Annotated in this window: 26 protein-coding genes, 1 tRNA gene and 1 pseudogene; 19 read left to right on the top strand and 9 right to left on the bottom strand. The window is 47.4% G+C overall.

What is annotated here, in order from left to right:
• From MKR94_RS01240 to dtpA, 6 genes and pseudogenes are all read left to right on the top strand, one after another.
• Window positions 1-265: pseudogene (locus MKR94_RS01240) on the top strand (electron transport complex subunit RsxC); the annotation flags it as partial.
• Window positions 266-1,324, top strand: a complete 1,059-nt coding sequence (gene rsxD / locus MKR94_RS01245; protein WP_241645093.1) for an electron transport complex subunit RsxD — start codon at window positions 266-268, stop codon at window positions 1,322-1,324.
• A gap of 3 nt (window positions 1,325-1,327) precedes the next feature.
• Window positions 1,328-1,960: an electron transport complex subunit RsxG gene (gene rsxG / locus MKR94_RS01250; protein ID WP_241645094.1), complete on the top strand. Its 633-nt coding sequence runs from the start codon at window positions 1,328-1,330 to the stop codon at window positions 1,958-1,960.
• The gene (locus tag MKR94_RS01255) at window positions 1,957-2,661 is read left to right on the top strand and encodes an electron transport complex subunit E (RefSeq protein ID WP_241645095.1); all 705 of its coding nucleotides are present in this window, start codon (window positions 1,957-1,959) and stop codon (window positions 2,659-2,661) included. The genes rsxG and MKR94_RS01255 overlap by 4 nt, the downstream gene beginning before the upstream one ends.
• Window positions 2,658-3,290 carry an endonuclease III gene (gene nth, locus MKR94_RS01260; RefSeq protein WP_241645096.1) on the top strand — a complete coding sequence of 211 codons (633 nt, stop codon included), beginning with the start codon at window positions 2,658-2,660 and terminating at the stop codon, window positions 3,288-3,290. The genes MKR94_RS01255 and nth overlap by 4 nt, the downstream gene beginning before the upstream one ends.
• Window positions 3,291-3,529: 239 nt before the next feature.
• Entirely contained in the window at window positions 3,530-5,011 is a 1,482-nt protein-coding gene (dtpA, locus tag MKR94_RS01265) for a dipeptide/tripeptide permease DtpA (RefSeq protein WP_241645097.1), read from the top strand.
• 34 nt (window positions 5,012-5,045) lie between these two features.
• Here dtpA and uhpT read toward each other — a convergent pair whose 3' ends face one another.
• The 5 genes from uhpT to anmK form a co-directional block, all read right to left on the bottom strand.
• Window positions 5,046-6,431 (bottom strand): hexose-6-phosphate:phosphate antiporter, encoded by a 1,386-nt coding sequence (gene uhpT, locus MKR94_RS01270; RefSeq protein WP_241645098.1) that lies wholly within the window; start codon window positions 6,429-6,431, stop codon window positions 5,046-5,048.
• A 125-nt stretch (window positions 6,432-6,556) separates the two neighbouring features.
• Window positions 6,557-7,426, bottom strand: a complete 870-nt coding sequence (pdxY, locus tag MKR94_RS01275) for a pyridoxal kinase PdxY (protein WP_241645099.1) — start codon at window positions 7,424-7,426, stop codon at window positions 6,557-6,559.
• A gap of 51 nt (window positions 7,427-7,477) precedes the next feature.
• Window positions 7,478-8,752, bottom strand: a complete 1,275-nt coding sequence (tyrS, locus tag MKR94_RS01280) for a tyrosine--tRNA ligase (protein WP_241645100.1) — start codon at window positions 8,750-8,752, stop codon at window positions 7,478-7,480.
• 129 nt (window positions 8,753-8,881) lie between these two features.
• Window positions 8,882-9,541, bottom strand: a complete 660-nt coding sequence (gene pdxH, locus MKR94_RS01285; protein WP_241645101.1) for a pyridoxamine 5'-phosphate oxidase — start codon at window positions 9,539-9,541, stop codon at window positions 8,882-8,884.
• Between the two features lie 32 nt (window positions 9,542-9,573).
• On the bottom strand, window positions 9,574-10,695 hold the full coding sequence (gene anmK / locus MKR94_RS01290) for an anhydro-N-acetylmuramic acid kinase (protein ID WP_241645102.1): 1,122 nt from the start codon (window positions 10,693-10,695) through the stop codon (window positions 9,574-9,576).
• A 209-nt stretch (window positions 10,696-10,904) separates the two neighbouring features.
• Between anmK and MKR94_RS01295 the strand changes: the two genes are divergently transcribed.
• Window positions 10,905-11,384, top strand: a complete 480-nt coding sequence (locus MKR94_RS01295) for an outer membrane lipoprotein (protein WP_241645103.1) — start codon at window positions 10,905-10,907, stop codon at window positions 11,382-11,384.
• A gap of 92 nt (window positions 11,385-11,476) precedes the next feature.
• Here MKR94_RS01295 and slyA read toward each other — a convergent pair whose 3' ends face one another.
• Complete coding sequence (slyA, locus tag MKR94_RS01300; RefSeq protein WP_241645104.1) at window positions 11,477-11,920, bottom strand: transcriptional regulator SlyA; 444 nt, start codon at window positions 11,918-11,920, stop codon at window positions 11,477-11,479.
• Window positions 11,921-12,059: 139 nt separating this feature from the next.
• Here slyA and MKR94_RS01305 point away from each other — a divergent pair, with 139 nt between their 5' ends.
• The 6 genes from MKR94_RS01305 (at window position 12,060) to rnt (ending at window position 17,860) form a co-directional block, all read left to right on the top strand.
• Window positions 12,060-12,290, top strand: coding sequence for a DUF1656 domain-containing protein (locus tag MKR94_RS01305; RefSeq protein WP_241645105.1), 231 nt, complete (start codon window positions 12,060-12,062; stop codon window positions 12,288-12,290).
• Between the two features lie 18 nt (window positions 12,291-12,308).
• Complete coding sequence (locus tag MKR94_RS01310; protein ID WP_241645106.1) at window positions 12,309-13,175, top strand: efflux RND transporter periplasmic adaptor subunit; 867 nt, start codon at window positions 12,309-12,311, stop codon at window positions 13,173-13,175.
• On the top strand, window positions 13,175-15,190 hold the full coding sequence (locus MKR94_RS01315) for an FUSC family protein (RefSeq protein WP_241645107.1): 2,016 nt from the start codon (window positions 13,175-13,177) through the stop codon (window positions 15,188-15,190). The genes MKR94_RS01310 and MKR94_RS01315 overlap by 1 nt, the downstream gene beginning before the upstream one ends.
• A 356-nt stretch (window positions 15,191-15,546) precedes the next feature.
• Window positions 15,547-16,659, top strand: coding sequence for an N-ethylmaleimide reductase (nemA, locus tag MKR94_RS01320; RefSeq protein WP_241645108.1), 1,113 nt, complete (start codon window positions 15,547-15,549; stop codon window positions 16,657-16,659).
• Between the two features lie 40 nt (window positions 16,660-16,699).
• Window positions 16,700-17,110, top strand: coding sequence for a lactoylglutathione lyase (gloA, locus tag MKR94_RS01325; protein WP_241645109.1), 411 nt, complete (start codon window positions 16,700-16,702; stop codon window positions 17,108-17,110).
• 75 nt (window positions 17,111-17,185) lie between these two features.
• On the top strand, window positions 17,186-17,860 hold the full coding sequence (gene rnt, locus MKR94_RS01330; RefSeq protein WP_241645110.1) for a ribonuclease T: 675 nt from the start codon (window positions 17,186-17,188) through the stop codon (window positions 17,858-17,860).
• A 13-nt stretch (window positions 17,861-17,873) separates the two neighbouring features.
• On the opposite strand, the gene MKR94_RS01335 is transcribed toward rnt, so the two are convergent.
• The gene (locus MKR94_RS01335; RefSeq protein ID WP_241645111.1) at window positions 17,874-18,206 is read right to left on the bottom strand and encodes a Grx4 family monothiol glutaredoxin; all 333 of its coding nucleotides are present in this window, start codon (window positions 18,204-18,206) and stop codon (window positions 17,874-17,876) included.
• A gap of 345 nt (window positions 18,207-18,551) precedes the next feature.
• On the opposite strand from MKR94_RS01335, the gene MKR94_RS01340 reads away from it, so the two are divergent.
• Together MKR94_RS01340 and purR are read left to right on the top strand one after the other, a co-directional pair.
• The gene (locus tag MKR94_RS01340; protein ID WP_241645112.1) at window positions 18,552-19,337 is read left to right on the top strand and encodes a C40 family peptidase; all 786 of its coding nucleotides are present in this window, start codon (window positions 18,552-18,554) and stop codon (window positions 19,335-19,337) included.
• Between the two features lie 197 nt (window positions 19,338-19,534).
• Window positions 19,535-20,560, top strand: a complete 1,026-nt coding sequence (gene purR / locus MKR94_RS01345; protein ID WP_241645113.1) for an HTH-type transcriptional repressor PurR — start codon at window positions 19,535-19,537, stop codon at window positions 20,558-20,560.
• Here purR and punR read toward each other — a convergent pair.
• Window positions 20,557-21,459 (bottom strand): DNA-binding transcriptional activator PunR, encoded by a 903-nt coding sequence (punR, locus tag MKR94_RS01350; protein WP_241645114.1) that lies wholly within the window; start codon window positions 21,457-21,459, stop codon window positions 20,557-20,559. The two genes, purR and punR, sit on opposite strands and share 4 nt — an antisense overlap.
• 103 nt (window positions 21,460-21,562) lie before the next feature.
• Here punR and punC point away from each other — a divergent pair, with 103 nt between their 5' ends.
• Both punC and cfa read left to right on the top strand, forming a co-directional pair.
• Window positions 21,563-22,732: a purine nucleoside transporter PunC gene (gene punC / locus MKR94_RS01355; protein WP_241645115.1), complete on the top strand. Its 1,170-nt coding sequence runs from the start codon at window positions 21,563-21,565 to the stop codon at window positions 22,730-22,732.
• Between the two features lie 211 nt (window positions 22,733-22,943).
• Window positions 22,944-24,092 carry a cyclopropane fatty acyl phospholipid synthase gene (gene cfa, locus MKR94_RS01360; RefSeq protein ID WP_241645116.1) on the top strand — a complete coding sequence of 383 codons (1,149 nt, stop codon included), beginning with the start codon at window positions 22,944-22,946 and terminating at the stop codon, window positions 24,090-24,092.
• Between the two features lie 35 nt (window positions 24,093-24,127).
• Here the strand turns inward: cfa and MKR94_RS01365 are convergent, their stop codons facing one another.
• A complete protein-coding gene (locus MKR94_RS01365) occupies window positions 24,128-24,736 on the bottom strand; it encodes a riboflavin synthase subunit alpha (protein ID WP_241645117.1) in 609 nt (202 codons plus the stop codon).
• Between the two features lie 159 nt (window positions 24,737-24,895).
• On the opposite strand from MKR94_RS01365, the gene MKR94_RS01370 reads away from it, so the two are divergent.
• Together MKR94_RS01370 and MKR94_RS01375 are read left to right on the top strand one after the other, a co-directional pair.
• Window positions 24,896-26,269, top strand: a complete 1,374-nt coding sequence (locus MKR94_RS01370; RefSeq protein WP_241645118.1) for an MATE family efflux transporter — start codon at window positions 24,896-24,898, stop codon at window positions 26,267-26,269.
• A 132-nt stretch (window positions 26,270-26,401) separates the two neighbouring features.
• Window positions 26,402-26,478 (top strand) — tRNA-Val (locus MKR94_RS01375).
• The last annotated feature ends 3 nt before the right edge of the window (window positions 26,479-26,481 follow it).

Consider the following 26,481-nt stretch of genomic DNA (forward strand, 5'->3'; position numbering starts at 1 on the left):
CGAGACCGACCCGCGCAAAGCTGCGGTCGCCGCGGCCATCGCCCGCGCCAAGGCAAAACGTGCGGCTCAGGCAGAAGAGGCAGTCAGCGAACCTGAGGTCGCTTCGACTGAGACCGACCCGCGCAAAGCTGCGGTCGCCGCGGCCATCGCCCGCGCCAAGGCAAAACGTGCGGCTCAGGCAGAAGAAACGGACGACAAACCAAAAGTGACTGGTGGTCAATGTTCACCCCAGACATCACCCCCTACATCGGTATCAGAGGATTAAATGGCTTTTCGCATCGCTAGCTCTCCTTACACTCATAACCGTCGTAGTACAAATCGTATTATGACGTTGGTCTTGCTTGCAGCCATTCCTGGACTTTTTGCCCAGTGGTTCTACTTTGGATGGGGAAACTTAATCCAAATAGCCATCGCTGCCATCGTTGCTTGGGGATGTGAGGCGGCCGTATTACGCCTGCGTAAAAAACCCGTCCTGCCAACCCTTGCCGATAATTCTGCCCTCCTGACCGCGTTTCTATTAGGCGTCAGTATCCCTTCCTTAGCGCCATGGTGGGTGATTGTTATCGGAACCGCTTTCTGTATGATCTTCGCTAAGCAGTTATATGGCGGGCTGGGACAGAATCCTTTCAATCCAGCGATGGTCGGTTATGTCGTGTTGCTTATCTCGTTTCCAGTCCAAATGACGGGTTGGCTCCCCCCTGAAGCCTTACAACACTCGACGTTAACGTTGCCAGAAACCTGGCAGATGATCTTTACCGGCCATAATGCATCGGGCCTGACATTGCAGCAGTTGCAAATGGGTGTCGATGGGATTAGCCAAGCCACACCTCTGGATAATTTTAAGACTGGACTACGGGCGGGCCACTCGGCACAAGATCTGCTCGCGCAACCTATTTACCATGGCATTATTGCGGGGCAAGGTTGGCAATGGATTAATATCGGTTTCTTATTAGGAGGCCTTTACTTACTCGCTACCAACACCATCCGCTGGCATATTCCTGTTAGCTTTCTCGTTTCGCTCGCAATTTGCGCAACATTAGGCTGGTTCTTCTCACCACATAGTTTAGTTTCGCCAGTCATTCATCTCTTTTCAGGCGCAACAATGCTCGGGGCATTTTTTATCGCCACCGACCCTATCTCAGCTTCGACCACTGACCGAGGCCGCCTCCTTTATGGGGCGTTAATTGGGGTGCTCGTTTGGTTGATCCGCAGCTTCGGTGGCTATCCAGATGGTGTTGCTTTCGCAGTATTATTGGCGAACATCTGCGTTCCGCTTATCGATTATTACACTCAGCCTGCCGTATATGGCCATAGTAAGGAATAGCCGATGATCGATTCTATTCGTAAAAATGGCGTGATATTGGCTATCTTCGCCGCGGTAACGACCGGTGTTACCGCATTGGTTAATGAAGTGACCAAGCCCACCGTCGCTAAGCAAATGGCGATACAAGAGAAAATGCTGCTTGACCAAGTGGTTCCCCCTAACCTGTATAATAACGACTTACAAAAGGAGTGTTATTGGGTGACCAATCCGGTTCTTGGAGATAATCAACAACATCCGTTTTATATCGCGCGGAAAGACGGCAAACCGGTCGCCGCAGCTATTGAAACCGTCGCTCCAGATGGCTACTCTGGAGCGATTAGAATGCTGGTTGGCGCGAATTTCTCAGGCACGGTGCTGGGCGTACGGGTAACAGAGCACCACGAAACCCCGGGCTTAGGCGATAAAATTGAATTACGTATCTCCGATTGGATTACCCATTTTGCCGGGGTCAGTATTCACGGTCCCGAAGATAGCCATTTCGCGGTTAAGAAAGATGGCGGTGATTTCGATCAATTCACCGGCGCGACCATCACGCCACGTGCGGTCGTCAACGAAACCAAACGTACTACGCTCCTAATAGCCCAATTAGGGGAAAAAATTAATACGCTACCTAAATGTGGGGATAAAACACCATGAGTGAAGCGAAAGAACTGCTGATTGGTGGGTTATGGAAGAATAACTCATCTCTTGTACAGCTATTAGGCCTCTGCCCGCTACTGGCCGTGACCTCGACGGCGACTAATGCCTTAGGACTGGGCTTAGCGACCACCTTGGTCCTCACGCTAACCAATAGCGCGATCTCGCTATCCCGTCGTTGGATGCCCTCCGAAATTCGTATTCCAATTTATGTCATGATTATCGCGTCGGTAGTGAGCTGCGTACAACAGTTGATTAATGCCTATGCCCATGGGTTGTACCAGTCTCTCGGCATCTTTATCCCTCTGATTGTCACCAACTGTATCGTGGTAGGCCGCGCGGAGGCCGTTGCTTCGCGTTCTAATGTCGCCCTCTCTGCCCTCGACGGTTTCGCTATAGGCATGGGAGCAACCTGTGCGATGGTGACCTTAGGCTCGATTCGCGAAATCATCGGTAACGGCACGATCTTTAACGGCGCAGACCAGCTACTCGGGCCTTGGGCGAAAGTGTTACGGGTAGAAGTCTTCCATTTCGACTCGCCAATGCTATTAGCAATGTTACCACCGGGTGCCTTTATCGGCTTAGGGATGTTGCTCGCGGCGAAGTATCTGATTGATCAACGTACTAAACAGGCCAGTGCACGTAAAGCAGCGCAGCAGGCGCAAGTGGTAGACAACAACTCAGTAGGACATGCAGGATGAATAAGCTTAAACGTCGGGAAATCTTGACGCGTCTTCGCGATAATGACCCACACCCGACGACAGAGCTGGTGTTTCACTCTCCTTTCGAGTTGCTGATCGCAGTATTACTTTCTGCTCAAGCCACCGATGTCAGCGTCAATAAGGCGACCGTGGGGCTTTTTGCCCAAGCCCCCACCCCGCAAGACATGTTGGCATTAGGGGTCGAAGGGGTTAAACAGCATATCAAAACGATAGGATTATTTAATACGAAGGCGATTAACGTCATTAAAACCTGTCAAATCTTGGTCGAACAGCATCAGGGGCAAGTTCCAGAAAACCGAGAAGCCCTAGAGGCGCTCCCAGGGGTTGGGCGTAAAACGGCTAACGTTGTCTTAAATACCGCCTTCGGCTGGCCAACGATTGCCGTTGATACCCATATTTTCCGCGTGGCAAATCGCACAAACTTCGCCCCCGGGAAGAACGTTGACCTGGTTGAGCAACATCTTTTAAAAGTGGTGCCTGCTGAATTTAAAGTCGATTGCCACCATTGGTTTATTTTGCATGGCCGTTATACCTGTATCGCACGTAAACCTCGCTGTGGCGCCTGCCTAATTGAAGACCTTTGCGAATACCGTGAAAAAACTGAGTAAAATATTTTCTGCTAGTTAATTTATTTAGGGAATATTTACTACTGTGTGTAAGCTTTATCACATTTCTTACCACTATCAGATTACTATTTAACCATATAAGAAAAATCTCTTGCTCTGTCTTTGATAATCGGACACATTACCGACTTATCAATTTTATTACATGAAAAATCTTCGTGGTTTATCCCGCGTATCACAGCAATTCCTAGCGTTATTTTAGGATTGGCAACACCGAGGTTTATGTGTCTACTGCAAACAAACAACATCATAATAATGAACAGGTGAGTTTGAATGTTTTCAAACAACCGAAAGCTTTCTATCTAATCTTTTCGATCGAACTCTGGGAACGTTTCGGATTCTATGGCTTACAAGCCATCATGGCGGTTTATCTGGTTAAACAGCTCGGAATGACGGAAGCCGATTCAATCACCCTATTCTCTTCTTTCAGTGCACTGGTTTATGGCATGGTCGCGATTGGCGGTTGGTTGGGTGATAAAGTCCTAGGGACTAAGCGCGTGTTAATGCTGGGCGTGATCGTCTTAGCCTTGGGATATAGCCTAATCGCTTTCTCCGGCCATCAAATTGCCTTAGTCTATATCGGGATGGCGACAATTGCCGTGGGGAGTGGATTATTTAAAGCAAATCCCTCTTCGCTTCTTTCTACCTGCTATGCGAAAGATGACCCCCGTATCGACGGTGCCTTCACCATGTTTTATATGTCGATCAATATCGGTTCTCTGGTATCGATGATGTTGACTCCGGTACTGGCCGCTCATTACGGCTGGAGTGCGGCATTCTCGCTATCTGTGGTCGGCTTGGTTATCACCCTACTTAACTTTATCTTCTGCCAAGGTATGGTAAAGGATTACGGTTCAAAACCAGATTTCGCCCCGTTGCAATGGCGCAAGCTATTTATGACCCTCATCGGTGTCGTCGTCCTGATCGCATTGGCGACCGGGTTATTGCATCACCAAGATATCGCCCGCATGGCACTGGGTGTCATCGCTGTCGGTATTGTATTGGTCTTTTTAAAAGAAACCCTGAAATTAAAAGGGTCTGAGCGTCGTAAGATGATCGTTGCTTTCATCATGATGCTTGAAGCGATTGTCTTTTTTGTTCTGTACATGCAAATGCCGACATCATTAAACTTTTTTGCCATTCATAACGTTGAGCATCAAATCTTAGGCTTTAGCTTCCAACCCGAGCAATTCCAAGCGTTAAATCCATTCTGGATTATGCTGGCCAGCCCGCTGTTAGCTGTGATTTATAATAAGTTAGGTGACCGCCTGCCGATGCCTTATAAGTTTTCCATCGGCATGTTCTTATGCTCCGCAGCATTCTTAGTATTGCCTCTCGGCGCGAAAATGGCCTCTCAGCAAGGCATTGTTTCCGTTAACTGGCTGATCTTAAGCTACGCCTTACAGAGTATTGGTGAGCTAATGATTTCAGGCTTAGGCTTGGCGATGGTCGCGCAGCTGGTACCACAACGCTTGATGGGCTTTATTATGGGCTCTTGGTTCTTAACCACTGCAGGGGCCGCTATGATTGCAGGCAAAGTCGCAAACCGTATGGCTGTTCCTGAGAATGTCGTTGACCCACTGCAGTCATTGCATGTGTACAGCAGCGTCTTTATGCAAATAGGTCAGGTTACCTTAGGGATTGCTGTAGTTATGCTACTGGTTTCCCCCTTACTGCAACGCATGACTCGTAACGTCAACGCTTAAAAAATAAACCCGTCCTAGGACGGGTTTTTCTTCTCTAACGCGATATGGCTCGCTTGGCGATACTGCGTATTTTTCTCTCTTCAAGCACCGCCACCACTGCCATGATAGCAATACATCCGATGGCGGCGGCATCCAGAGCTGCAAAGGTTCCTGCCCACCCTGTCATACCAAAAATAGAGTGGCCATCAGCAATCATCCCTAATCCCAGTTTCGCAAAACTGTCGCCCACTAAATAGGCAAAAGTCCCTTTGATGCCATCGGCCGCGCTAATTGCTTTTTTGGGGACGAACCCCACCGCAGCAACGCCAATCAGTAATTGGGGACCAAATACCATAAACCCAAGGAAGAATAATGAGGCGAGGTACACCCACTCTTCTGTCGCGCGTTGGTAGATACCCAAAGTGATGATGATGAACACCAGTGCGATACAAGCAACTAGGGCTCTTCGTCCACGTGCCAGATCGGAAAGGAATCCCCAAAGAAGCGTACCAACTAAGGCGCCGGCCTCGAATAAGGTAAAGCCTTGTATCGCGACTTCCTTGGAGAGTTTGAGTTCATTATACGCGTAAACCGTCGACCACTGGTCGATACCAATCCGCACCACATACAGGAAGATATTGGCAAAACAAAGAAGCCAAATCACTTTATTTTTAAGGACATAGGTAACGAATATTTGCCACTTGGTTAAGGTTTCGTCGTCGGCTTCTTCATCCTCTTCGCTCTTAGGCTCATCGAAAAGCGCTTCAGTATTCCCCAGACCATAGGCCTCCGGTGAGTCATTGCCAAAACGTAACGCGATAAAGCCGACCACCAGCGCAATGATTGAGGGGAAGACAAACATCCCAATCACGTGTCCATTAAAGAAAAAGTGTGCACCGAATAAGGCAACACCCGCTGCGCCTGCCCCCCCAAGGTTGTGAGAAATATTCCATAACCCTAGATAAGTGCCACGCTTCCCGCGTGGCGTCCATTTGGTGATCGTCGAGTAACTACAGGCCCCCCCGGTGCTTTGGAAAAAACCGCTGAGTGAATAGCAGGCCACCATTAGCCATAGCGCGACTGAACCCGAGCCCATGCTGGCACTGAACCCCAGCATGCAGAGAGCAGAAAGGATTAGCATTAAGGGTAAAAATTGCTTAGTGTTTTTTCCGTCAGCGTAATAGGAGAGTAAGGTTTTACCGACACCGTAGGTAATTGAGAACCCCAGTCCAATTAATCCTAATTGGGTTAAACTTAACCCATAAGTGGTGACCATATCATTCTGTGCAATATTAAAATTCTTGCGAATCAGATACATGGTCATGTAACAAATGAATACGACAAGATAAGATTGTATAAAAGGTTTGAACCACATTTTACGACGTACACTCGCCGGAAGATCCAGCATAGGCAGTCGTTTTTGTTTTAAGAGCTCCAGCATATTCCCATTCTTCCATGAGCGTTAGTGTGGGGAAAAGTGTAGGAGATATTCGAGGGATAGACGATGATGTTTATCAAAACTTGAAAAATGTGACCTCTAGTAATGAGATAAAGGTCACATTTTTGTTAGAGTGTGTCGATAGGTATCGCACGGAAATGGTGGGTTGGCGTTGCAATCTCATCTTGGGCCGCGACCAGTTGTAGCTCATATTCGCCCATGCTGTGCGTCTTCAACATCACGCCATAGACCGCAGCGGTAATGTGCTCTAAGGCTTGATCGTAGCGCTTACCTTGCAAGAGATTGACTAATAGCAAGCCACTCGTCAGATCGCCCACTCCCACCGGCTGCCTTACTCCAAAATCAATTAACGGCCGCTGGATATGCAATGCTTCCTGTTCTGTTACCAACAACATCTCGAATTGATCACTGCGTAGCCCAGCGCGAGAGAGGTGTTTAACCAGAACCACCTTGGGCCCCTTAGCGATAAGCGAACGGCTCGCCTCAATGGCTTCATTAAGGTCGTTAACAGTACGGCCAGAGAGCATTTCGAGTTCTAATAAATTTGGTGCGACGATATCGCTGGCAGGTAATGACACTTGGCAATGAAACTCTGCGACACCAGGCGCAACAATACAGCCCTTTTCGGGATGTCCCATGACCGGATCACAAAAGTACCATGCGTCAGGATTAGCCGCTTTCACTTGCTGGACTATTTCTAAAATTTTTTCGCCCTGCTCGGCAGAGCCTAAATAGCCACTCAATACCGCATCACAGGTTTTCAAGCGGTCGATCGCTGCTATGCCCTGCACAATATCAGTCAGGTGCTCAGCAGGCATTACCGAGCCTGTCCATTGTCCATACTGCGTATGGTTAGAGAATTGAACCGTATTCAAGGGCCAAACATTAGCGCCCATCCTACGCATGGGAAACTCAGCCGCAGCATTGCCTGCATGGCCGTAAACGACATGGGATTGTATCGCTAGGATATTTTTCATATTTGTACGTCTATTTTATTAATAAAAAAAGGCCGTTACCGGCCCCTTTAACTATGCCCAATTAATCAGGCAGTAGTGTTTTTTTCCACGACGCAATAAAGTATATCGTCCATGTAACTTATCACTGTCCGTGAAACGATACTCAGCATCCTCTTGTTTAGCGCCATTCACCGAAACGGCTTTAGAGCTAATCATTGTCCGAGCTTGACCACGAGAAGGTACCAATTCGGCTAAGACTAAAGCTTGTTGTAGATCAGCTTCCTCGCTAAGGGTAACCGTTGGCATGCCATCTTGCGCGAGTTGAGCGAAATCGCTCGCAGTAAGATCGCTCAACGTCCCTGCAAATAAGCTTTGAGTGATACGTTTCGCCGCTTCCAACCCTGACTCACCGTGTACCATGCGTGTCACTTCTTCAGCCAACACGTACTGTGCACGCGGCGCTTTACCGCTTTGTTGATCTTCAGCTTCGAGCGCATTGATCGCTTCAATACTCATAAAGGTGAAGAATTTCAAGAAGCGATAAACATCGGCATCGGCGGTATTGATCCAAAATTGATAGAACTTATAAGGGCTCGTTTTGATCGGGTCGAGCCATACTGCACCACCTTCCGTTTTACCAAATTTAGTGCCATCAGATTTGGTGATAAGCGGTACCGTCAGCCCAAAGACTTGGTTTTGATGCATTCTACGGGTGAGATCGATGCCTGAAGTAATATTGCCCCATTGATCTGAACCACCGATTTGTAACGCCACGCCATATTGCTTATTCAGGGAGGCAAAATCATAACCTTGTAACAGATTATAGGAGAATTCTGTGTAAGAAATACCTTGGTCTTCACGATTTAGACGTTGTTTAACGGCTTCTTTATTAATCATCTGGTTAACAGAGAAGTGTTTACCAATATCACGTAAGAACGTGAGAACGTTCATCCCGCCGAACCAATCATAGTTATTGGCGGCAATCGCGCTGTTCTCTCCACAATCGAAATCCAAGAAGGGTGAGACTTGGCGGCGGATTTTTTCAACCCACTCTTGTACCGTATCTTCGGTATTGAGTTTTCGCTCGGCCGCTTTAAAGCTTGGATCACCGATGAGCCCTGTCGCCCCTCCTACGAGAGCAACAGGTTTATGACCAGCATCTTGGAAACGTTTTAGACAAAGCAGTGGCACCAAATGCCCCAGATGCAAGCTGTCTGCGGTAGGATCAAAGCCGCAATACAGTGCAATAGGCCCTTGTGCCAGTCGCTCTGATAACGCCTTTTCATCCGTTACCTGGGCGATCAGCCCTCTTTCTTGCAATTGTTGGATAAGGTTACTACTGGTCATTAAAGACTCCACGTTGAACAGTCTGCACCTAAACTGGTACACAGTTTCCGCCACCGGCGAATAAAGTAAGCGCCATAGAATAATTCGCTACGCACAAAGGTTCCAGCATTGAACGCATTAATTTACGCGTTATGGCGCAAGGCGATCAATTTTCCAGCAATCAGCCTGTTTTTGATAAATAAAACGGTCATGCAGGCGATGTTTTCCACCCTGCCAAAATTCTACCGCTTCAATTGTGACGCGATATCCACCCCAAAAACTGGGAAGCGGGACCTCACCTTGCAGGAACTTTTGTTTCATTTGCTGAAAGGCGGTCTCGAGCACACTACGACCCGAGATACGACTCGACTGCTGAGAAACCCAAGCACCAATTTGGCTTTCAAAGGGTCTAGAGTGGAAATAGGTTAGCACCTGCGAGACCGGAAGCTTCTCTGCTCGGCCGATCACCATCACTTGACGCTCTAAAAAGTACCACGGGAAATGTAACGAAATACGGTTATTTTCTTGCAGGTGTTGGGCTTTACGGCTGCCTAAATTGGTATAGAACGTCATACTCTGTTCATCAAGGTGCTTGAGTAACACGATACGTTGGTAAGGCTGACCTTGATTATCTACCGTTGCCACACACATGGCAGTCGGATCGGGGAGTTGTGCTTCACATGCTTGTTTTAACCATTGATTGAACAATTCAATCGGCGTATCCGGTAAATTCTCACGACGCAGCCCCCCTAAGGTGTACTCACGACGGATATCGGTTAACTTGGCAAAAGGATCGTTAGCGTGGCTCATGGTTTATTCATTCTCTCGCTACTATTAGTTGATTAACGCTCATCAAGGGGGTTAGCAGGGTAAATAGCCCCTAACACCGTAAAATCTTTCGCACCGGTGACCGCCGGTAAATTCCCAGGTAATCCTGATACGGTCCGATAGGCCAACCAAGAAAAAGCCAGAGCTTCCATATCATCACTACTGATCCCAACCTCATCGGTTAGCGTCACCTGTGTGCCTGGGACTCGTGACGATATCTGTTGCATCAGCGCTTTATTGTGCCCACCGCCGCCACAGACCAGTAAGCGGTCCCACTCACCCTGTTGTCTAATCAGATCGGTGATGCTAACCGCCGTTAGGGCGAGTAAAGTGGCTTGTACATCTTCTGCCGCTATCGGGCCAAAATTGGCCAACGTCTTCTCGATCCAACTGAAGTTAAAATATTCGCGGCCGGTGCTTTTCGGCACAGGGCGTTGAAACCAAGGATCCGCTAGCATCGTATCGAGTAACGCTGCATTGACCTGACCCGAGCTTGCCCACTGGCCATCTTTATCATAGGGCCGTTGATGATGATGCCACATCCAAGCATCCATCAAAATATTGCCGGGTCCCGTATCGAAGCCTCTAACAACTTCCCCTGGTGACAGTAACGATACGTTGGCAATACCGCCGATATTTAAAATAACTCTGCGCTCATTAGGATGTGTCAGAAGTGCACGGTGAAATGCAGGAACCAATGGCGCCCCTTGTCCGCCCAATGCCATATCACGTCGGCGAAAATCACCCACGACAGTGATCCCTGTGCGTGTAGCAATAGTATTATTGTCGCCCAATTGCATACTAAATGGCGCATCGCCTTGAGGTTCATGCCATACCGTTTGCCCATGACAACCGATAGCGACCACATCCCTCCGGGTTAATCCTTCACGCGCCATTAACGCAAGAATAGCGTCGCTGAATAGGCGCCCCAAGCGGGTATCAAGCTGACCAACTTGTGACAGTGTCACAGACTGCCCTTGGTTAATATTGAGAATTTGTTGACGAATCGCTAATGGCATCGGATGGCAATAGCTCGCTTGCAGCGCCACAATATTTTGATCGATAGCTGCGAGTACTACGTCTATTCCATCTAAACTTGTTCCTGACATTACGCCAATAAAGCGCCCTGTTTGCATGTGACCACTCCCCTAAAATCGGCTTTCTGTTGACCTGTGACTCATACAAGCAAAATCGTTGCAGCATATTGAGTTATCGTTAAGGTTAAATCGCTACACTCTAGGCTAGACTACTAGACTAGTATCATCTTTGTAGATTGTACTATACTTAATTCGATTTCTGATGCTTGCAGAGTTGATAATGCACTCACTATTGAAAGGAGTTTCAAATGTTAAAAAGGTTTTCAACTGTTGCCGCAGCAATGACTGTTGCTATGACCCTCACAGGATGTGTAAACGACAATTCACTGTCTGGGGATGTGTACTCTGCTAACGAGGCTAAACAAGTACAAACTGTGACTTACGGTACGCTTGTTTCCGTCCGTGCGGTGAAAATCCAAGGTGGTGACGACAGTAATGCAATCGGAGCTATCGGCGGTGCGGTACTTGGTGGTTTCTTAGGTAATACTATCGGCGGTGGCGCAGGAAGAAGCTTAGCCACAGCGGGCGGCGCGATCTTAGGTGGAGTTGCTGGTCAAGGCGTACAAGGTGCGGTAAATACTTCTAATGGTGTTGAACTCGAGATCCGCAAAGACGATGGCAATACTATCATGGTCGTTCAGAAACAAGCGGCAACGCGTTACTCACCGGGCCAACGTGTAGCCATCGCGTCCAATGGCAGCCAAGTGACGGTTTCACCCCGCCGTTAAGCCAGAAAACTGAGCCTGACACCTGACATGCCCCTCTTGTGAGGGGTTTTTTTGTCAGTGAATAAATTCTGAATATCATAAGTGCCTACTATTTAAGCTTTCAGCTCACTTTTTTGAATTTCGACAATATTCAGTTCTAAACGAGCAATTAAACTCTTTAATTGTTGGCGTTCTTGATCGGAAAGACCTTGTAAAATGTCCTTACGACTTTGCACAATGACCGACTCGAGTTGTTCGATAATTGGCCCAGCCTGTTCCGTTAGCGAGATGCGTTTTGCGCGACGATCTTCGGCACAGGCTGAACGTACGATCAGCCCTTTATGTTCAAGTTGATCAAGGGTTCTTACCAATGATGGTTGTTCAATACCGATCGCTTTTGCGAGTTGGATTTGCGATTGATCAGCAGGTAATTCATGTATGTTATGTAATGTGACCCAAAGTGTCTGTGTTAAACCTAGTGGTTTTAAGCGATTATCAATAATTGCACGCCATAAACGCACCAGTCTCGCTAAATCTGTCCCCAATGAAGATTCCATAACTTTACCTATAATTAGTTTGCTAAGTAGTATAGTCAGTTTTAGACTATTTTCCGTTTTCCTTTTCGGAATTACAAATAAGTATCGGTCATAAAAGCGATTTGTTTAAGAGTTATATCGTTAAATAAGGGATTTAATAATGCCTGTGTCACAATTTCCATTGACTTCAGCCCTAACTGACTTGGTTGTCGGTGACATGCTATTTTTCCCCCCCATCTTCAAATCGGTACTACTGGGCTTCTTTTTTTGGTTGATTATCCATCCCCTTGTCCGCGATAAAATGTATTCAGGTCATGTTTGGCACCCCACTTTATTAGACCTCTCGCTTTTCTTCCTCTGCGTGTCTGCCGCCTTGGCGATACTGAGATAGTATGATGGACAACTTATTATGAAATTTAATGCATTACGCTATTTCTCTACCTTGTTTACCTTCGCGATAGCGGTCCTCGCCGCATGGTGGATGTGGAATTATTATATGCAATCTCCTTGGACGCGTGACGGTAAGGTCCATGCGGAGATGGTGAAGGTGGCTTCTGAAGTCGAAGGACGCTTGATCGAACTTCCGGTAACCGATAACCAATTCGTTCATAAAGGGGACTTATTATTATCCTTAGATCCACGCCCTTACCAAATAGCGTTAGAAAATGCTCAAGCGCAATTAGCCAAGAGCGAGGCTGATTTACGTAAAGCCGAACACGAATCCACTCGGCGAGCCCAGCTCTCAACCAATATCATTTCGGCCGAAGACCAAGATAGCTACCGCCAGTCGGCCAGTGCGATGAAAGCCAGCATGCTGGCTGCCAAAGCCAATGTAGATCAAGCTGAGTGGAACCTCTCTCAAACCAAAATCGTTGCCCCCGTCGACGGGTGGGTGACCAATTTCCATCTGCGTAAAGGGGATTACATCAATACGGGCTCAGCCCTGTTTGCCTTAGTGGATAGTCACTCATTCTATGTTGTCGGTTATTTTGAGGAGACCAAATTGCGGCATATTCGTCCTGGATTACCGGCGACCTTAACGCTGTACAGTGACAATGCAGCATTGAAAGGAAGGGTCGAAAGTATTGGTCGAGCCATCAGTGATCAGAGTGTCGATTCAGACAGTTCCCTTGTGCCAGATGTTAAACCCACTGTTCCTTGGGTAAGACTGGCTCAGCGCGTTCCAGTCAGGATCGCGTTGACCGAGTTGCCGCAACAACAGTTGTTAGTCGCGGGAACGACCTGCACCATCGTTATCCATCCGGAATCACACTAATGTCTTGGCAGGGGTTAGCTTGGGAAAATTTACCTTGGATTCGTGCTACGCGCGGCCAGTGGCGTTATGCCTTACGTAACACGTTTGCGATGTGCATTGCGTTAAGCTTTGCGTACAGTCTCGATCTTGACCAGCCCTATTGGGCCATGACTTCGGCAGCTGTAGTCAGCTTTCCAACCCTAGGCGGCGCAATCAGTAAAAGCTTAGGTCGTATTGTTGGTAGCTTGATAGGTGCTTTAGCTGCAATTTTGATTGCGGGCAATACTCTTAATGACCCGTGGTTATTTACCTTAAGCTTTGCGACGTGGTTAGGGTTTTGTACTTGGATTGCGAATCTTCATCAAAATAATGTGGCTTACGCCTTCTCTTTGGCCGGTTACACCGCAGCCTTGATTGCTTTCAGTACGGTCAATATCACTGAGTTCAGTCAACTCTGGGATATTGCGCAAGCCAGGGTCTGTGAGGCCATAACCGGGATCTTGAGCGCTGGGTTGATGATGATGTTGCTTCCTAGCACCTCCGATGGCGATACCTTAATGGTGACCCTTAAACAGATGCAAGTTCGATTATTGGAACATGCACGGCTGTTATTGAATCAAGAAACAGCCGATAAAGCTCAAACTGCACACGAAAATATGATTGGGCAGATACTGACCACAAATCTATTACGAATTCAAGCCTATTGGAGTCATTATCGCTATCGCCGTCAAAATAAGGTATTGAACTATGTACTACATCAGCAACTGCGGCTAACCGGAGTATTATCCGGGTTGCGTAGGATGTTACTCAATTGGCCTGAAGCCCCGCCCGCACTGTTTAAGGCGATTGATATGTTGCTAGCAGAATTAGAACAGCCCGATTGTGATAAATATAAATTGGCAATAATATTACGGACATTGACACCAGAAATACGCCAAGGCGATTATCGTCAACTTGCGTTTGTCAGTCGCCTTCGCTATTTCTGCTGGGTCTATTTAGATGTGCAACGTTGGACTCGGCTGGTCGATAGTGCTTCACCGGAGCAACGTTTGTCGCCGCCTAGCGTTCCCGCATTGGCCTTAGAATCCGATCGTGCCGAGGCGCTACTCAGTGCTGGCCGCACCTTTTTCGCGATCGTAATAGGCTGTACCTTCCAAATTTATACTCAGTGGGAACAGGGCCCCGCGGCATTAACCTTAACGGCAATTGCCTGTGTACTCTATTCGTCGGCCCCTTCCCCCTCCGCCAGCGTCACCTTACTCTTGAAGACTTTACTGATCCTTTGTGTGTTGAGCTTTGTAATGAAATTCGCGGTAATGATTCAAGTCTCGCAACTGTGGCACTTTTTATTCATACTCTTTCCACTCATTGTAACGCTTCAACTTTTTAAATTACTGAACCCTAAGCGTGCGGCTCTCTGGGGACAAATCGTAGTATTTATGGGCTCCTTCATCTCGGTCAGTAACCCGCCCGCTTGGGATTATGGTGCAGTGCTGAATGCTGATATGGCAAAAGTATGCGGTGTGATCTTTGCTTGGTTAGCGTTCGTTATAATACGCCCAAGTTCCGATGACCGAAAAAGCCTGCGCCATATCAGAGCCATCCGGCGGGGTTTCTTGGATCAGCTGCGTCCAAAACCCCATACCAGCCGAAATCATTACGAATCAAGGCTCTATTTTCACATTAATCAACTGAAGTCTAGCCAACAGGCTCAGGCAAAGCTCTGGTTATTACGATGGGGGGTTGTGTTACAGAATAGTGCGCATATCGTCTGGGAATTACGGTCTTGGCATACCCGCTCGCCACAGCTGAACGCTAAGCGTGACCGATGCTTTCAGGTATTACAAACGATTATCAGCGAACGCGGCGTACACAGTTCACAGCTTGATACGGTCTTGGCGGAACTCTCGGCTCAATGTGCCGATCTGGCGCGAAGTCATGATCCTGAGGCAATTCGCTTAGCAGGGATTCTCTGGCGGCTCAACTGTTCGCTGGCCCAACTGGGTTACTCGGTTCCGCCTCAACCGTCAAAATAACTCCCCTTGTCCGCCAATGTCCTCTATCGTATTCGGAGCAAGACGCCGCGCGGCGCATTGACGCAGCTTACAGAGTCGTAAGCTATCAAGCTTTTAGGCATCAGTAACACCTTGCCAGCCAATGCGTTCTTATCGGCTTCGAAATTAACCTAAGCAATCCCCACGCGTTGGCTTAGCATAACCCTCTGCAAGGATTCAGTAGCGAAAACATCTCAATTTCTGCCATCGACCCTCCTCTACTTACGATGATGACTGGCCCGACTTGTTGTTCTGTGCGATGGAGGCCTTACCCCCTTGTCGAATGACCTAACGGAAACTACTCTGTGGTAACCCTCACATTATTGCAGGAGAGTATTATGTCAGCATTATCCCTCTTTTCCCCCTTACAGCTCGGTGCAATCACCACTCGAAACCGTATTTTTATGGCACCCTTGACGCGTTTACGCAGCATTGAGCCTGGTGATATCCCGACAGATTTAATGAAAACCTATTATCAGCAGCGTGCCTCAGCGGGCTTAATTATTACCGAAGCCACACAAATTTCTTTCGAGGCCAAAGGTTATGCCGGGGCTCCAGGCTTACATACCACTGAACAAGTGACTGCATGGCAAGCGATTACTGATGCGGTACATGCGCATAATGGAAAAATCGCTGTTCAGCTTTGGCACACCGGTCGTATTTCCCACGCTTCTTTACAGCCTAATAATGCGGCACCCCAAGCGCCATCTGCCTTGCCTTCTCAGACTAGAACCTCATTGAAAAATGAAAAGGGAGAAGTCTATCGCAGTGAAACAACGCATCCCCAAGAGATGAGCGTTGCGCAAATTAAACAAGTCGTGAAAGATTTTGAGCAAGCCGCCGTCAATGCACAACAAGCAGGCTTCGACCTACTCGAACTGCACGCGGCCCATGGCTATCTGTTACACTCCTTCTTGTCACCAGAGTCAAATCAACGCACCGACGAGTATGGTGGCAGCCGTGAAAAACGGGCACGTATCGTCTTCGAAATTATTGAAGCAGTCTCGCGCGTATGGGGATCTGGGCATATCGGTATCCGCCTCTCCCCCGTTGGTACCTTTCAAGCCTTGGGTAATGGACCGCACGAAGAAGAAGACGCCATTTGGCTTATCGAGCAGCTCGATCGTTTCGGATTAGCTTATCTACATTTATCGGAACCAGACTGGGCAGGCGGCAATGCTTATAGCACCGCATTTAGACAGTCGGTACGCGCTGCCTTTCGCAACACCATCATCGGTGCAGGGGCCTATACCCTAGAAAAAGGTGAGGCTTTACTGGCTAAAGGGTTCATCGATGCTGTAGCCTTTGGCCGCAATTTTATCGCCAATCCCGATTTGGTCGAGCGTTTTGCGCAAGGTGCTGCGCTGAATGCGCAACATCCGGAGTCATTCTACGGCGGAGATGAGCACGGTTACACCGATTATCCGTTTTTGCCACACACAAAAAAATGATATCCTACTTCACTGTTAACGAGCAAAGTAACGAGGCTTTATGCGTTTTTTACATACCATGATCCGTGTTGGGGATCTTGATCGTGCGGTCGATTTTTATACCCGTGTACTAGGAATGCGTCTGTTACGCACCAGTGAGAATAGTGAGTATCAATATACCCTCGCGTTCGTCGGTTACACTGACGAGAAAGAAGGTGCGATATTGGAACTGACCTACAACTGGGGCGTTGACAGCTACGACTTGGGTAAAGGGTACGGACATATCGCCCTTGAAGTCGATTCTGCAGCTGAAACCTGTGAACGTATTCGTCAAGCGGGCGGTAACGTGACGCGTGAAGCAGGTCCTGTGAAAGGTGGAAAAACGGTTATCGCTTTCGTCGAAGATCCCGATGGCTATAAAATCGAATTAATAGAGAAAAAAGATACAGGTCTTGGATTAAATAACGATTAATCGTAGTGAAAGGGCTGCACCGCAGCCCTGTTTTTGTCATACTTGCCGACTATTTTCACTGTTATTGAGAACCAGATGTCAGATACTGCCAATGCCCACCTACTCAAACACCGTTTTCGTGGATTTTACCCCGTCGTTATTGACGTCGAAACTGCCGGTTTTAATGCTCAAACCGATGCATTACTCGAGATTGCGGCAATCACCGTACGAATGGATGAAGATGGCTGGTTAGTTGAAGATCAAAGGATTCATTTTAATATCACCCCTTTTGAAGGGGCGATCCTCCATCCAGAAGCGTTAGCCTTTACTGGTATTAACCCCAACGACCCAGAGCGTCAGGCCGTGAGTGAATACGATGCCCTGCATGCTATTTTCAAGATGGTTCGTAAGGGAATGAAAGTGGCTGATTGTTCTCGAGCTGTCATAGTGGCCCACAATGCGCATTTTGATCACAGCTTTACCATGGCTGCGGCTCAGCGTGCTGGGTTAAAACGCAACCCTTTCCACCCCTTCGCCACCTTCGATACGGCTGCGCTCAGTGGGTTAGTGTTAGGCCAAACGGTACTTGCAAAAGCATGCATTAGTGCAGGCATGAGTTTTGATAGTGAACAAGCTCACAGCGCCCTTTACGATACCGAGCAGACAACTGCGCTGTTTTGTGAATTGGTGAATAGGTGGAAGCGCTTGGGAGGATGGCCATTGGTGAACGATGCACAACAAGTGGTGGAGACGTCCCCACCACTTGCCTAATCAGTAAGCCTGATTATTCGGCTTCGCGGTGCTTTTCTGCGGTCTCTTTGATCAGAGATTGCAGTTCGCCGCGCTGATACATTTCCATAATAATGTCACATCCCCCCACTAGCTCACCGTCTACCCATAATTGTGGGAAGGTTGGCCAGTTAGCGTAAGCGGGTAACTCAGCACGAATATCTGGATTCTGTAGAATATCTACATAGGCAAAACGTTCACCACAGCCTGATAAGGCTTGAACAGCTTGCGCAGAAAACCCACAGCTCGGCAGTTTAGGCGATCCTTTCATATAGAGCAGGATTGGGTTTTCAGAAATTTGTGTTTTAATTTTTTCTAGAGTGCTCATTTTACTTCCTCAACAACAGCTTAATTTCTTATAGTGTACCGTTTAACGCGCTCAGTGTGAATTCTATGATGGGGGAGTTTTGCGTAAGGCCATCAGATAGGAATTATCTTATTACTAAGCAATAATGTGATACAGATCACAATGATAGAATCAATTTTCCCTGCACTGGCCGATTTAATAGATAAGTACTTAACGCAATCACGCTTAGTAACAGATTTAATTACATTCCCGCTTAACTTTTCGAAAAGTTCTGGATTAGAATGGGTTCTGGGGCTGACAACGTTGTCAGAGGTTATTTTTACTCACTGACTCTTTTTTGAGTACATCACTGACTAAATACAAAATATGCGGCTAATAATTACGCTTTCAATACTTGCTTTTATGCAACTCTTTTTCACTGTCGCCGAAGCGGCTCCTCACCGACATCTCAATATTACGGCACATAAATCAGTTAAAAAGGCGAGCGCTGAAGATACGCGTCGCAAACGTAAACAGTTAAAAACTACAACTAAGCGCGACAAACAGCCCCAACCTCATAAAGTAAAGCATATTGCAAAAAAAAACCCACCCAACACACACCCAACTAAATCTTCAAAACTAGCCAAAAGTCGCATCACTCAGAAAGAATATTATGCAGGCCAGAAAGTGTTAGCTCGTCATAAAACCCGCATCGCCTCCCCCCACACTGCGGCCATGGTGATGAGTGCGACCCATCATCAGAAATATCAGAAAGCGCGACAAACTGCGATGAATAAATTGATGAACCAACTGGGCAAACCTTATCAATGGGGGGGCACTTCTCCGCATACGGGTTTCGACTGCAGCGGACTGGTTTATTACGCATATAAAGATTTGGTGAAATTCAAGATCCCACGGACCGCCAACGAGATGTATCACTTACGCGATGCAGCACCAGTGAAGAGGAATTCTTTGCAAAAAGGTGACTTGGTATTTTTCCGTATTCATCGCCGTGGCGCAGCAGACCATGTCGGTGTCTATGTCGGCAATGGAAAGTTTATTCAATCCCCGCGTACGGGTAAAGATATTCAAATTACCGACCTCACTGGCGACTACTGGCAGAAGCACTACATTGGCGCACGCCGGGTTATGACACCAAACTCTGTACGCTAGCACTATTCTTCTTCAATAAAATCCCTGTTAATCGGGGATTTTATTTCCAACACTGTTATCCCACTTCCTATGTAACGATTTGTAAACTCGATCAGCTTGTTGCGCAAAAAGCTCGTTTTAGCCTCTCCAGCCTGCTAGAATCCACCCCCTTTATTTTTAGTTGCGCAAACGCAAACGCTTTCCTAGGAGAATACCCCATGGCAACGATTAAAGATGTGGCAAAACTCGCCGGGGTTTCCACTACCACTGTTTCACACGTGATCAATAAGACGCGTTTCGTTGCGGAACAAACCCAGCAAACCGTTTGGGATGCTATAAACACTCTTCACTACTCGCCGAGTGCCGTGGCGCGTAGCCTTAAAGTCAACACCACTAAGACCATCGGTCTATTGTCTACCTCAGTCGAGGCCCCATACTGGGCGGAGATTATAGAAGCGATAGAAAAGAAATGTTTCCAGCATGGCTATACATTATTGTTGGCTAATGCCCATACCGACTTTGAAAAACAACGTGCCTACCTATCGATGATGGCGCAAAAACGCGTCGATGGGTTAATGGTGATGTGTGCCGAATACCCAGACTCCCTATTAAAAATGCTTGAAGAGCACAGCCAACTACCGATGGTGGTTATGGACTGGGGAAGTTCTCATGCCCAGTTCACCGATACTGTTGAAGACAATGCTTTCGCGGGCGGACATTTAGCCGCTCGTTATTTATTGGATCGTGGCCATCGCGATATCGGTTGTATCCCAGGACAGATGGAACGCCATACGGGCGAGGGACGGTTAGCCGGATTTATTAAAGCATTGAAAGATGCGGGCATTACGCCCCGTGAGGAATGGATCGTTCAAGGGGATTTCGAATCAGAATCGGGTTACAAAGCCATGCAACAGATTCTTTCTCAGAAACAACGACCGACTGCTGTATTCTGTGGCGGGGATGTGATGGCAATGGGGGCGATTTGCGCCGCCAATGAACAGGGATTGAATGTTCCTCAAGATATTTCGGTGATCGGGTATGACAATATCCGCAACTCGCGCTATTTCAGCCCCGCACTAACCACCATTCATCAACCTAAGATTGAATTAGGCGAAAAGGCATTAGAAATGTTGCTCGATCGTATCGTTAATAAGCGCGATGAAGCCCAACGCCTCGAGATCCACCCTCAACTGGTTGAGCGTCGCTCCGTTATCAATGGCCCTTACATCGACTATCGCCGTTAACCTTCCGACACTAGCCACTCTTGATTGAGAGTGGCGGTATTACCTAGATAATCCAAAATCCATTGCAAGGCAGGTGAAAAGCTATTTTCCCGCCAGCTCAAATAACAAGGGCTATCCGGAAAGCTTATGGGTAATTCAACAAGCGTCCCTTGCTGCAAGTAAGGTATTGCGATATGTGCGGGCACCATTGCCACACAAAGCCCATTTTGTACGCAACGCATCCCCACTGGCCAGTTGGGTACCACGAGACGCCGTTGGTTATCCAGAGTCCAGGTATCCCGGCGAGGAAGCACGCGCGAAGTATCCTCGATCACAAGCGAGGGCCATTGCCGTAAATCATCTTCCTCAATACAGATTTGACCGTGTAAAGGATGATCGTTGGCGACCACGCAACACCAAGAAAGTTTTCCCATATCGCGAACGCTAAAGCGTTCAGTGACAGGCACGGCCTGCGTAGCGCCAATCGCCATATCCACGCGACCATCTGCCAACGCATCCCACACACCATTAAAAACTTCGTCGTTGATATGAAGCTCAACATCGGGAAAATGACGATAGAAATCCACTACCAGTTGCTCGACGCGCGACTGTTTCACTATCCTGTCAATCGCGACGGAGAAACGGCCTCGCCAACCATTTGCCAGCTGCTGGCATTGTTGACGAGTGCTATTCATTTTTTTGATAACACTTCGCGCTTCGGTAAGAAAATGCTCACCGGAGGCGGTTAACACAACATCGCGATGACGGCGTTCAAACAGATCGACCGCTAACCACGCCTCCACTTGTTTCACTGAGTAACTGATTGCGGACGGTACTCTATGCAATTCCTGAGCGGCTCCGGAAAAGCTACTATTGCGGGCAACGCTATCAATAACAGTTAAGGTATATTCTGACCACATAGCTTGCTTTCAATTATTTTGAATGGTGATGGCAAATATTACCGTTTTACAAACAAGTCTGCATCCTTTTACACTTACCAGATTATTTTGACTAGGACGCCCCATGCAACATCCCAAACTCTTTTTTGTTTACCTCGCCCTATTAAGCATGCTTGGATTTTTAGCAACTGATATGTATCTCCCGGCATTTACTGCCATGCAAGACTATCTGGTAACAAGTGCCAATATGGTCAGTGCTAGTCTGAGTTTATTCTTAGCCGGTTTCTGTTGCGCGCAACTATTCTGGGGACCTTTATCCGATAAGATTGGTCGTCGAACCGTCTTAGTATGGGGTTTATCTCTGTTCACGCTGAGTTGTTTTGCGGTAGTTTGGGTGACGGATGCTCGTGTCTTATTAGTTCTCCGCTTTCTACAAGCCTGCGGAGTTTGTGCCGCGGCAGTATGCTGGCAGTCTTTAGTGCTTGACCATTTCCCTAAGGAAAAGGCGCATAAAATGTTCGCAACTATTATGCCGCTCGTCGCCCTCTCTCCCGCCCTTGCACCGCTGATTGGCGCGTGGCTGATTACGCATTGTGATTGGCAATCCATCTTTATAACTTTGACCTTAATCAGTGTCGTATTATTGGGGCTGACATTCTATCTTCTGCCATCGGGCCGCTCACACGCCCCCTGCGAAACTGCAAACCTGCCTTATAAAAGGTTACTGTCACGGCCGCAATTTTCAGGCAATATTATTATCTATGCTGCCTGTTCGGCCAGTTTTTTTGCTTGGCTAACGGGTTCGCCCTTCATTATGGGAAAATTGGGGTTAAGCCCTAGCGAGATTGGTTTGAGCTATATCCCGCAAACCGTGACCTTCTTGATTGGCGGCTTTAGTTGCCGTGCCTTACTCAATCGTTTTAGCGGCGATCAGCTACTCCCTTGGTTGCTGCTCGCGTACTTGGTCAGTGTCTCTGCGTTGCTTGTCGTGGGTTTATGGATGACTCCCTCGTTAACACGACTACTGGTGCCTTTTAGCGTAATGGCGATGGCTAACGGTGCTATTTACCCTATAGTGGTGTCTAAAGCGTTAAAAGCATTCCCTGAGCACAGTGGCAAAGCCGCTTCGGTACAAAACTTTACTCAACTTGGGTTATGTTTTTTGTACAGCCTTTGGGTATCTTCTCAAATTGAGCACGTGGTCAGCATTACCGTAATCGCTATGGCATCAACGGTGTTGTTGGCGTTGATCGGCTATTTTTACCAAGCATCGGACGACAAATCTGCTCGGTAACGCTTCTCACATTCCGCACTGATCCTCTATTGAACTCTGCCGAACTCAGTCCTATACTGAATTCGGTGGATAACGTCATACAAAACTTTACGTATTCACTGCATTATAAAAATAACGAGTAGTCACTGATGAATAGCTGTTTACCTTTCTCCAGAAAGTCATGCAACCGCTTCCAAGCGTAGTGTGTTATTTGAACAGGTGATATACGCATATGTCTACATCATGTATAGAAGAAGTTAATTTAAAAGAAGATCATTGGTTTCGTATTGCACAAGAGTTACTAGACAGTGCAGATATTCAGATTAACGGCTCGCGGCCTGGTGATATTCGCATCATCAATCAACAATTTTTTAAACGCGTATTACAAGAAGGGTCTTTAGGGTTAGGTGAAAGTTATATGGATGGTTGGTGGGAATGTGACCGCCTCGATATTTTTTTCACCAAGGTTCTGCGTCATAAATTAGATCATCAACTCCCCCGACACTTTAAAGATACGTTACGCATCGCTACCGCGAGACTCACCAATCTCCAATCAAGAAAACGTGCGTGGATCGTTGGCAAAGAACATTACGACTTAGGAAATGACCTCTTTTCATTAATGCTCGATCCCTATATGCAATATTCTTGCGGTTATTGGGCAACGGCATCGACCCTTGAATCTGCTCAAGAGGCTAAACTTGACCTAATTTGTCGTAAATTACAACTCCACCCAGGGATGACGTTATTAGATATTGGTTGTGGCTGGGGAGGGCTCTCAGAATATGCAGCTAAACACTATCACGTCAAAGTGAAGGGGGTTACGATTTCCGCCGAGCAGCAAAAAATGGCGCAACAACGTTGTGCGGGTTTGGACGTTGAAATCTTATTGCAAGATTATCGCGACCTTAACGAGCAGTTCGACCGCATCGTGTCGGTCGGGATGTTTGAGCACGTTGGTCCGAAAAATTATGCGACCTATTTCGATGTAGTAGCCAGAAACCTAAAACCCGATGGCATCTTTGTATTACACACCATTGGGTCGAACCATACGGATCTTCATGTCGATCCATGGATAGATAAATATATCTTTCCTAATGGCTGCCTACCTTCTGTCAATCACATCGCACAATACAGTGAACCGCATTTCGTCATGGAGGATTGGCACAATTTTGGCCCCGACTACGATAAGACATTGATGGCTTGGTATGAAAGGTTTCTTGCCGCATGGCCTGAATTGTCACAACGTTACGATCCACGTTTCAAGCGGATGTTCACTTACTATCTGAATGCTTGTGCAGGAGCGTTTCGCTCACGCGACATCCAGTTATGGCAAGTGGTGTTAAGTCGCGGGATTGATGGCGGATTGCGCGTAGCACGCTAGATCTAAAGCTCCCTTTCTCGGGAGCTTTTTTATTGTTATTTTTTATTCAACATTCTTTCAACGGTGTCGACAATAGCCTGTGTCTGGGTATCAATTTCAATATTAACGGAATCGCCTAATTTACGATCCGACAACAGTGTGCGTTCCAAAGTTTCAGGGATTAAGTGAACGCAGAAACGCCGTTCAGTGACATCTCCAATTGTTAGGCTACATCCATCAATACCAATGAATCCTTTATGTAGAATATATTTCATCAGGCTTGAATCGTTAATTTCAAACCAGACCTCACGGTTATGCTCGGATTGAATAATTTTGCAGACTGAAGCTTGAGCCATGATATGGCCGGACATTAGGTGTCCGCCAATCTCGTCAGAGAATTTTGCCGCTCGCTCAATATTCACGCGGTCGCCAAGGGTTAATTGCCCCAAATTCGTTACGCGAAGGGTTTCTTTGATTAAGTCGAAACTTACGATATTCCCTTCAATCGCGGTAACGGTTAAACAGCACCCATTATGGGCAACCGATGCGCCAATCTGCAAGGCATCTAGCCATTCCACTGGGAATTTGACTTTATGTGTTCGAAATAGCGGTTGTTCATCTATGTCAATAATTTCAGCCGTGCCGAGTACAATACCAGTAAACATCTCTTCCCCCTTATTTTACTTCAGATTATCACAGATTAAGCCGCTATCATGACGCGCTGGTGCGATGAGGGAAAATAATTATGTTTTCTGCTTTATGAATCTAAGCAGTTCAGCGATGATAGTGAACAAAGGGATTCAACCCGATATTAAGGATATCCATTGCAAAAATATTTCGAAGAAGCCAAACAATTACTCATTTTGGCAATTCCCGTGATTCTATCGCAAATATCGCAAACTGCGATGGGCTTTGTTGATACCACCATGGCCGGTGCAGTGAGTGCAACAGATATGGCTGCGGTGGCTGTAGGTACCTCAATTTGGTTGCCGGTAATACTTTTTGCTTTAGGTATTTTGATGGCAATCACTCCAACTGTCGCACATTTAGCTGGATCTGGCCGAAGGGATAAGGTAGGAAATCACGTCCAGCAAGGTCTCTGGCTCGCCGCCCTACTTTCCCTCTTCGTTATCGCGATTATCTGGAATGCAGGGATTTTTATCCGAGCGATGTCAGGAATTGATCCCCAAATGGCCGATATCGCGGAACGGTATCTGCATGCATTGATGTGGGGAGCACCCGGTTTCCTCTTCTTCCAAGTGATTCGCGACCAATGTGACGGTCTTTCTAAAACCAAGCCGAGCATGGTAGTTGGGTTTATCGGTTTGCTCTGTAATATTCCCATTAACTACATTTTTATCTATGGTCATTTTGGTATGCCTGCCTTAGGCGGAGTAGGCTGTGGGGTTGCAACGGCTTCGGTCTATTGGTTAATGTTTTTTGTCCTTTGGGCGTGGACCAAGAAAACCCGAAGCTTACAGGATATTCGACCGACTGAGCGGTGGGCCAAACCTAACCTCAAGGTCATTAAGCGTATTGTGACCTTAGGTTTACCTATCGCCTCGGCACTGTTCTTCGAAGTCACTTTATTTGCCGTGGTCGCAATATTAGTCTCGCCGTTAGGAATTGTTGATGTCGCGGGCCATCAAATAGCACTGAATTTCAGTTCCTTGATGTTCGTGATTCCTCTTTCAATGGGGATCGCCAGCACTATCCGCGTTGGTTATCAACTCGGACAAGGATCCCCCCAGGGCGCAAAAGTTGCCGCTTGGACATCCCAAGCCGTGGGGCTCTGTTTTGTCTGCTGTACAGCCATTGCCACCGTAGTGTTTCGCTATGACATTGCGCGACTCTACAATCATGATCCTGCGGTCGTTACTCTAGCAGGACAACTGATGCTGCTAGCAGCGATTTATCAATGCTCGGACAGCGTGCAAGTCATCGGCAGCGGAATTTTGCGGGGCTATAAGGACACTCGGGCAATCTTTTCCATCACTTTCGTCTCCTATTGGCTATTAGGGTTACCGAGCGGTTATCTTTTAGGGCTGACTGATCTGATTATACCGCGTATGGGCCCTGCCGGATTCTGGTGTGGGTTTATTATTGGTCTGACTACTGCGGCGATTTTGATGGTGTTGCGGATTATCGCATTACAGAAAAAACCCGCTGACGTGATCTTAAGCCGAGCGAGGCATTAAAAGGTGCTGAAAACGACTAAAATCTCTTCGCTCTGATTAGTTGTCAACCATTTAGCAGATATTTCATGTTTTCTGCTTGCCAGTCGCAAAGGTTGCCGTTAATATTCGTCCCGCTGTTCACTTACAGCGTTTGCGTTCTTAGCTCAGTTGGTTAGAGCACCACCTTGACATGGTGGGGGTCGGTGGTTCGAGTCCACTAGAACGCACCAGTG

The sequence above is a fragment of the Rosenbergiella metrosideri genome, assembly GCF_022602565.1.
Lineage (GTDB): Bacteria > Pseudomonadota > Gammaproteobacteria > Enterobacterales > Enterobacteriaceae > Rosenbergiella > Rosenbergiella metrosideri.

Coding starts and splice junctions, on each gene's coding strand:
- uhpT (WP_241645098.1), bottom strand. CDS start 6,431: ATGCTGGAGCTCTTAAAACAAAAACGACTGCCTATGCTGGATCTTCCG.
- rsxD (WP_241645093.1), top strand. CDS start 266: ATGGCTTTTCGCATCGCTAGCTCTCCTTACACTCATAACCGTCGTAGT.
- MKR94_RS01310 (WP_241645106.1), top strand. CDS start 12,309: ATGAAATTTAATGCATTACGCTATTTCTCTACCTTGTTTACCTTCGCG.
- punR (WP_241645114.1), bottom strand. CDS start 21,459: ATGTGGTCAGAATATACCTTAACTGTTATTGATAGCGTTGCCCGCAAT.
- MKR94_RS01315 (WP_241645107.1), top strand. CDS start 13,175: ATGTCTTGGCAGGGGTTAGCTTGGGAAAATTTACCTTGGATTCGTGCT.
- gloA (WP_241645109.1), top strand. CDS start 16,700: ATGCGTTTTTTACATACCATGATCCGTGTTGGGGATCTTGATCGTGCG.
- MKR94_RS01295 (WP_241645103.1), top strand. CDS start 10,905: ATGTTAAAAAGGTTTTCAACTGTTGCCGCAGCAATGACTGTTGCTATG.
- anmK (WP_241645102.1), bottom strand. CDS start 10,695: ATGCAAACAGGGCGCTTTATTGGCGTAATGTCAGGAACAAGTTTAGAT.
- MKR94_RS01305 (WP_241645105.1), top strand. CDS start 12,060: ATGCCTGTGTCACAATTTCCATTGACTTCAGCCCTAACTGACTTGGTT.
- pdxY (WP_241645099.1), bottom strand. CDS start 7,426: ATGAAAAATATCCTAGCGATACAATCCCATGTCGTTTACGGCCATGCA.
- MKR94_RS01255 (WP_241645095.1), top strand. CDS start 1,957: ATGAGTGAAGCGAAAGAACTGCTGATTGGTGGGTTATGGAAGAATAAC.
- MKR94_RS01335 (WP_241645111.1), bottom strand. CDS start 18,206: ATGAGCACTCTAGAAAAAATTAAAACACAAATTTCTGAAAACCCAATC.
- slyA (WP_241645104.1), bottom strand. CDS start 11,920: ATGGAATCTTCATTGGGGACAGATTTAGCGAGACTGGTGCGTTTATGG.
- nth (WP_241645096.1), top strand. CDS start 2,658: ATGAATAAGCTTAAACGTCGGGAAATCTTGACGCGTCTTCGCGATAAT.
- nemA (WP_241645108.1), top strand. CDS start 15,547: ATGTCAGCATTATCCCTCTTTTCCCCCTTACAGCTCGGTGCAATCACC.
- pdxH (WP_241645101.1), bottom strand. CDS start 9,541: ATGAGCCACGCTAACGATCCTTTTGCCAAGTTAACCGATATCCGTCGT.
- rsxG (WP_241645094.1), top strand. CDS start 1,328: ATGATCGATTCTATTCGTAAAAATGGCGTGATATTGGCTATCTTCGCC.
- rnt (WP_241645110.1), top strand. CDS start 17,186: ATGTCAGATACTGCCAATGCCCACCTACTCAAACACCGTTTTCGTGGA.
- tyrS (WP_241645100.1), bottom strand. CDS start 8,752: ATGACCAGTAGTAACCTTATCCAACAATTGCAAGAAAGAGGGCTGATC.
- MKR94_RS01340 (WP_241645112.1), top strand. CDS start 18,552: ATGCGGCTAATAATTACGCTTTCAATACTTGCTTTTATGCAACTCTTT.
- purR (WP_241645113.1), top strand. CDS start 19,535: ATGGCAACGATTAAAGATGTGGCAAAACTCGCCGGGGTTTCCACTACC.
- cfa (WP_241645116.1), top strand. CDS start 22,944: ATGTCTACATCATGTATAGAAGAAGTTAATTTAAAAGAAGATCATTGG.
- punC (WP_241645115.1), top strand. CDS start 21,563: ATGCAACATCCCAAACTCTTTTTTGTTTACCTCGCCCTATTAAGCATG.
- MKR94_RS01365 (WP_241645117.1), bottom strand. CDS start 24,736: ATGTTTACTGGTATTGTACTCGGCACGGCTGAAATTATTGACATAGAT.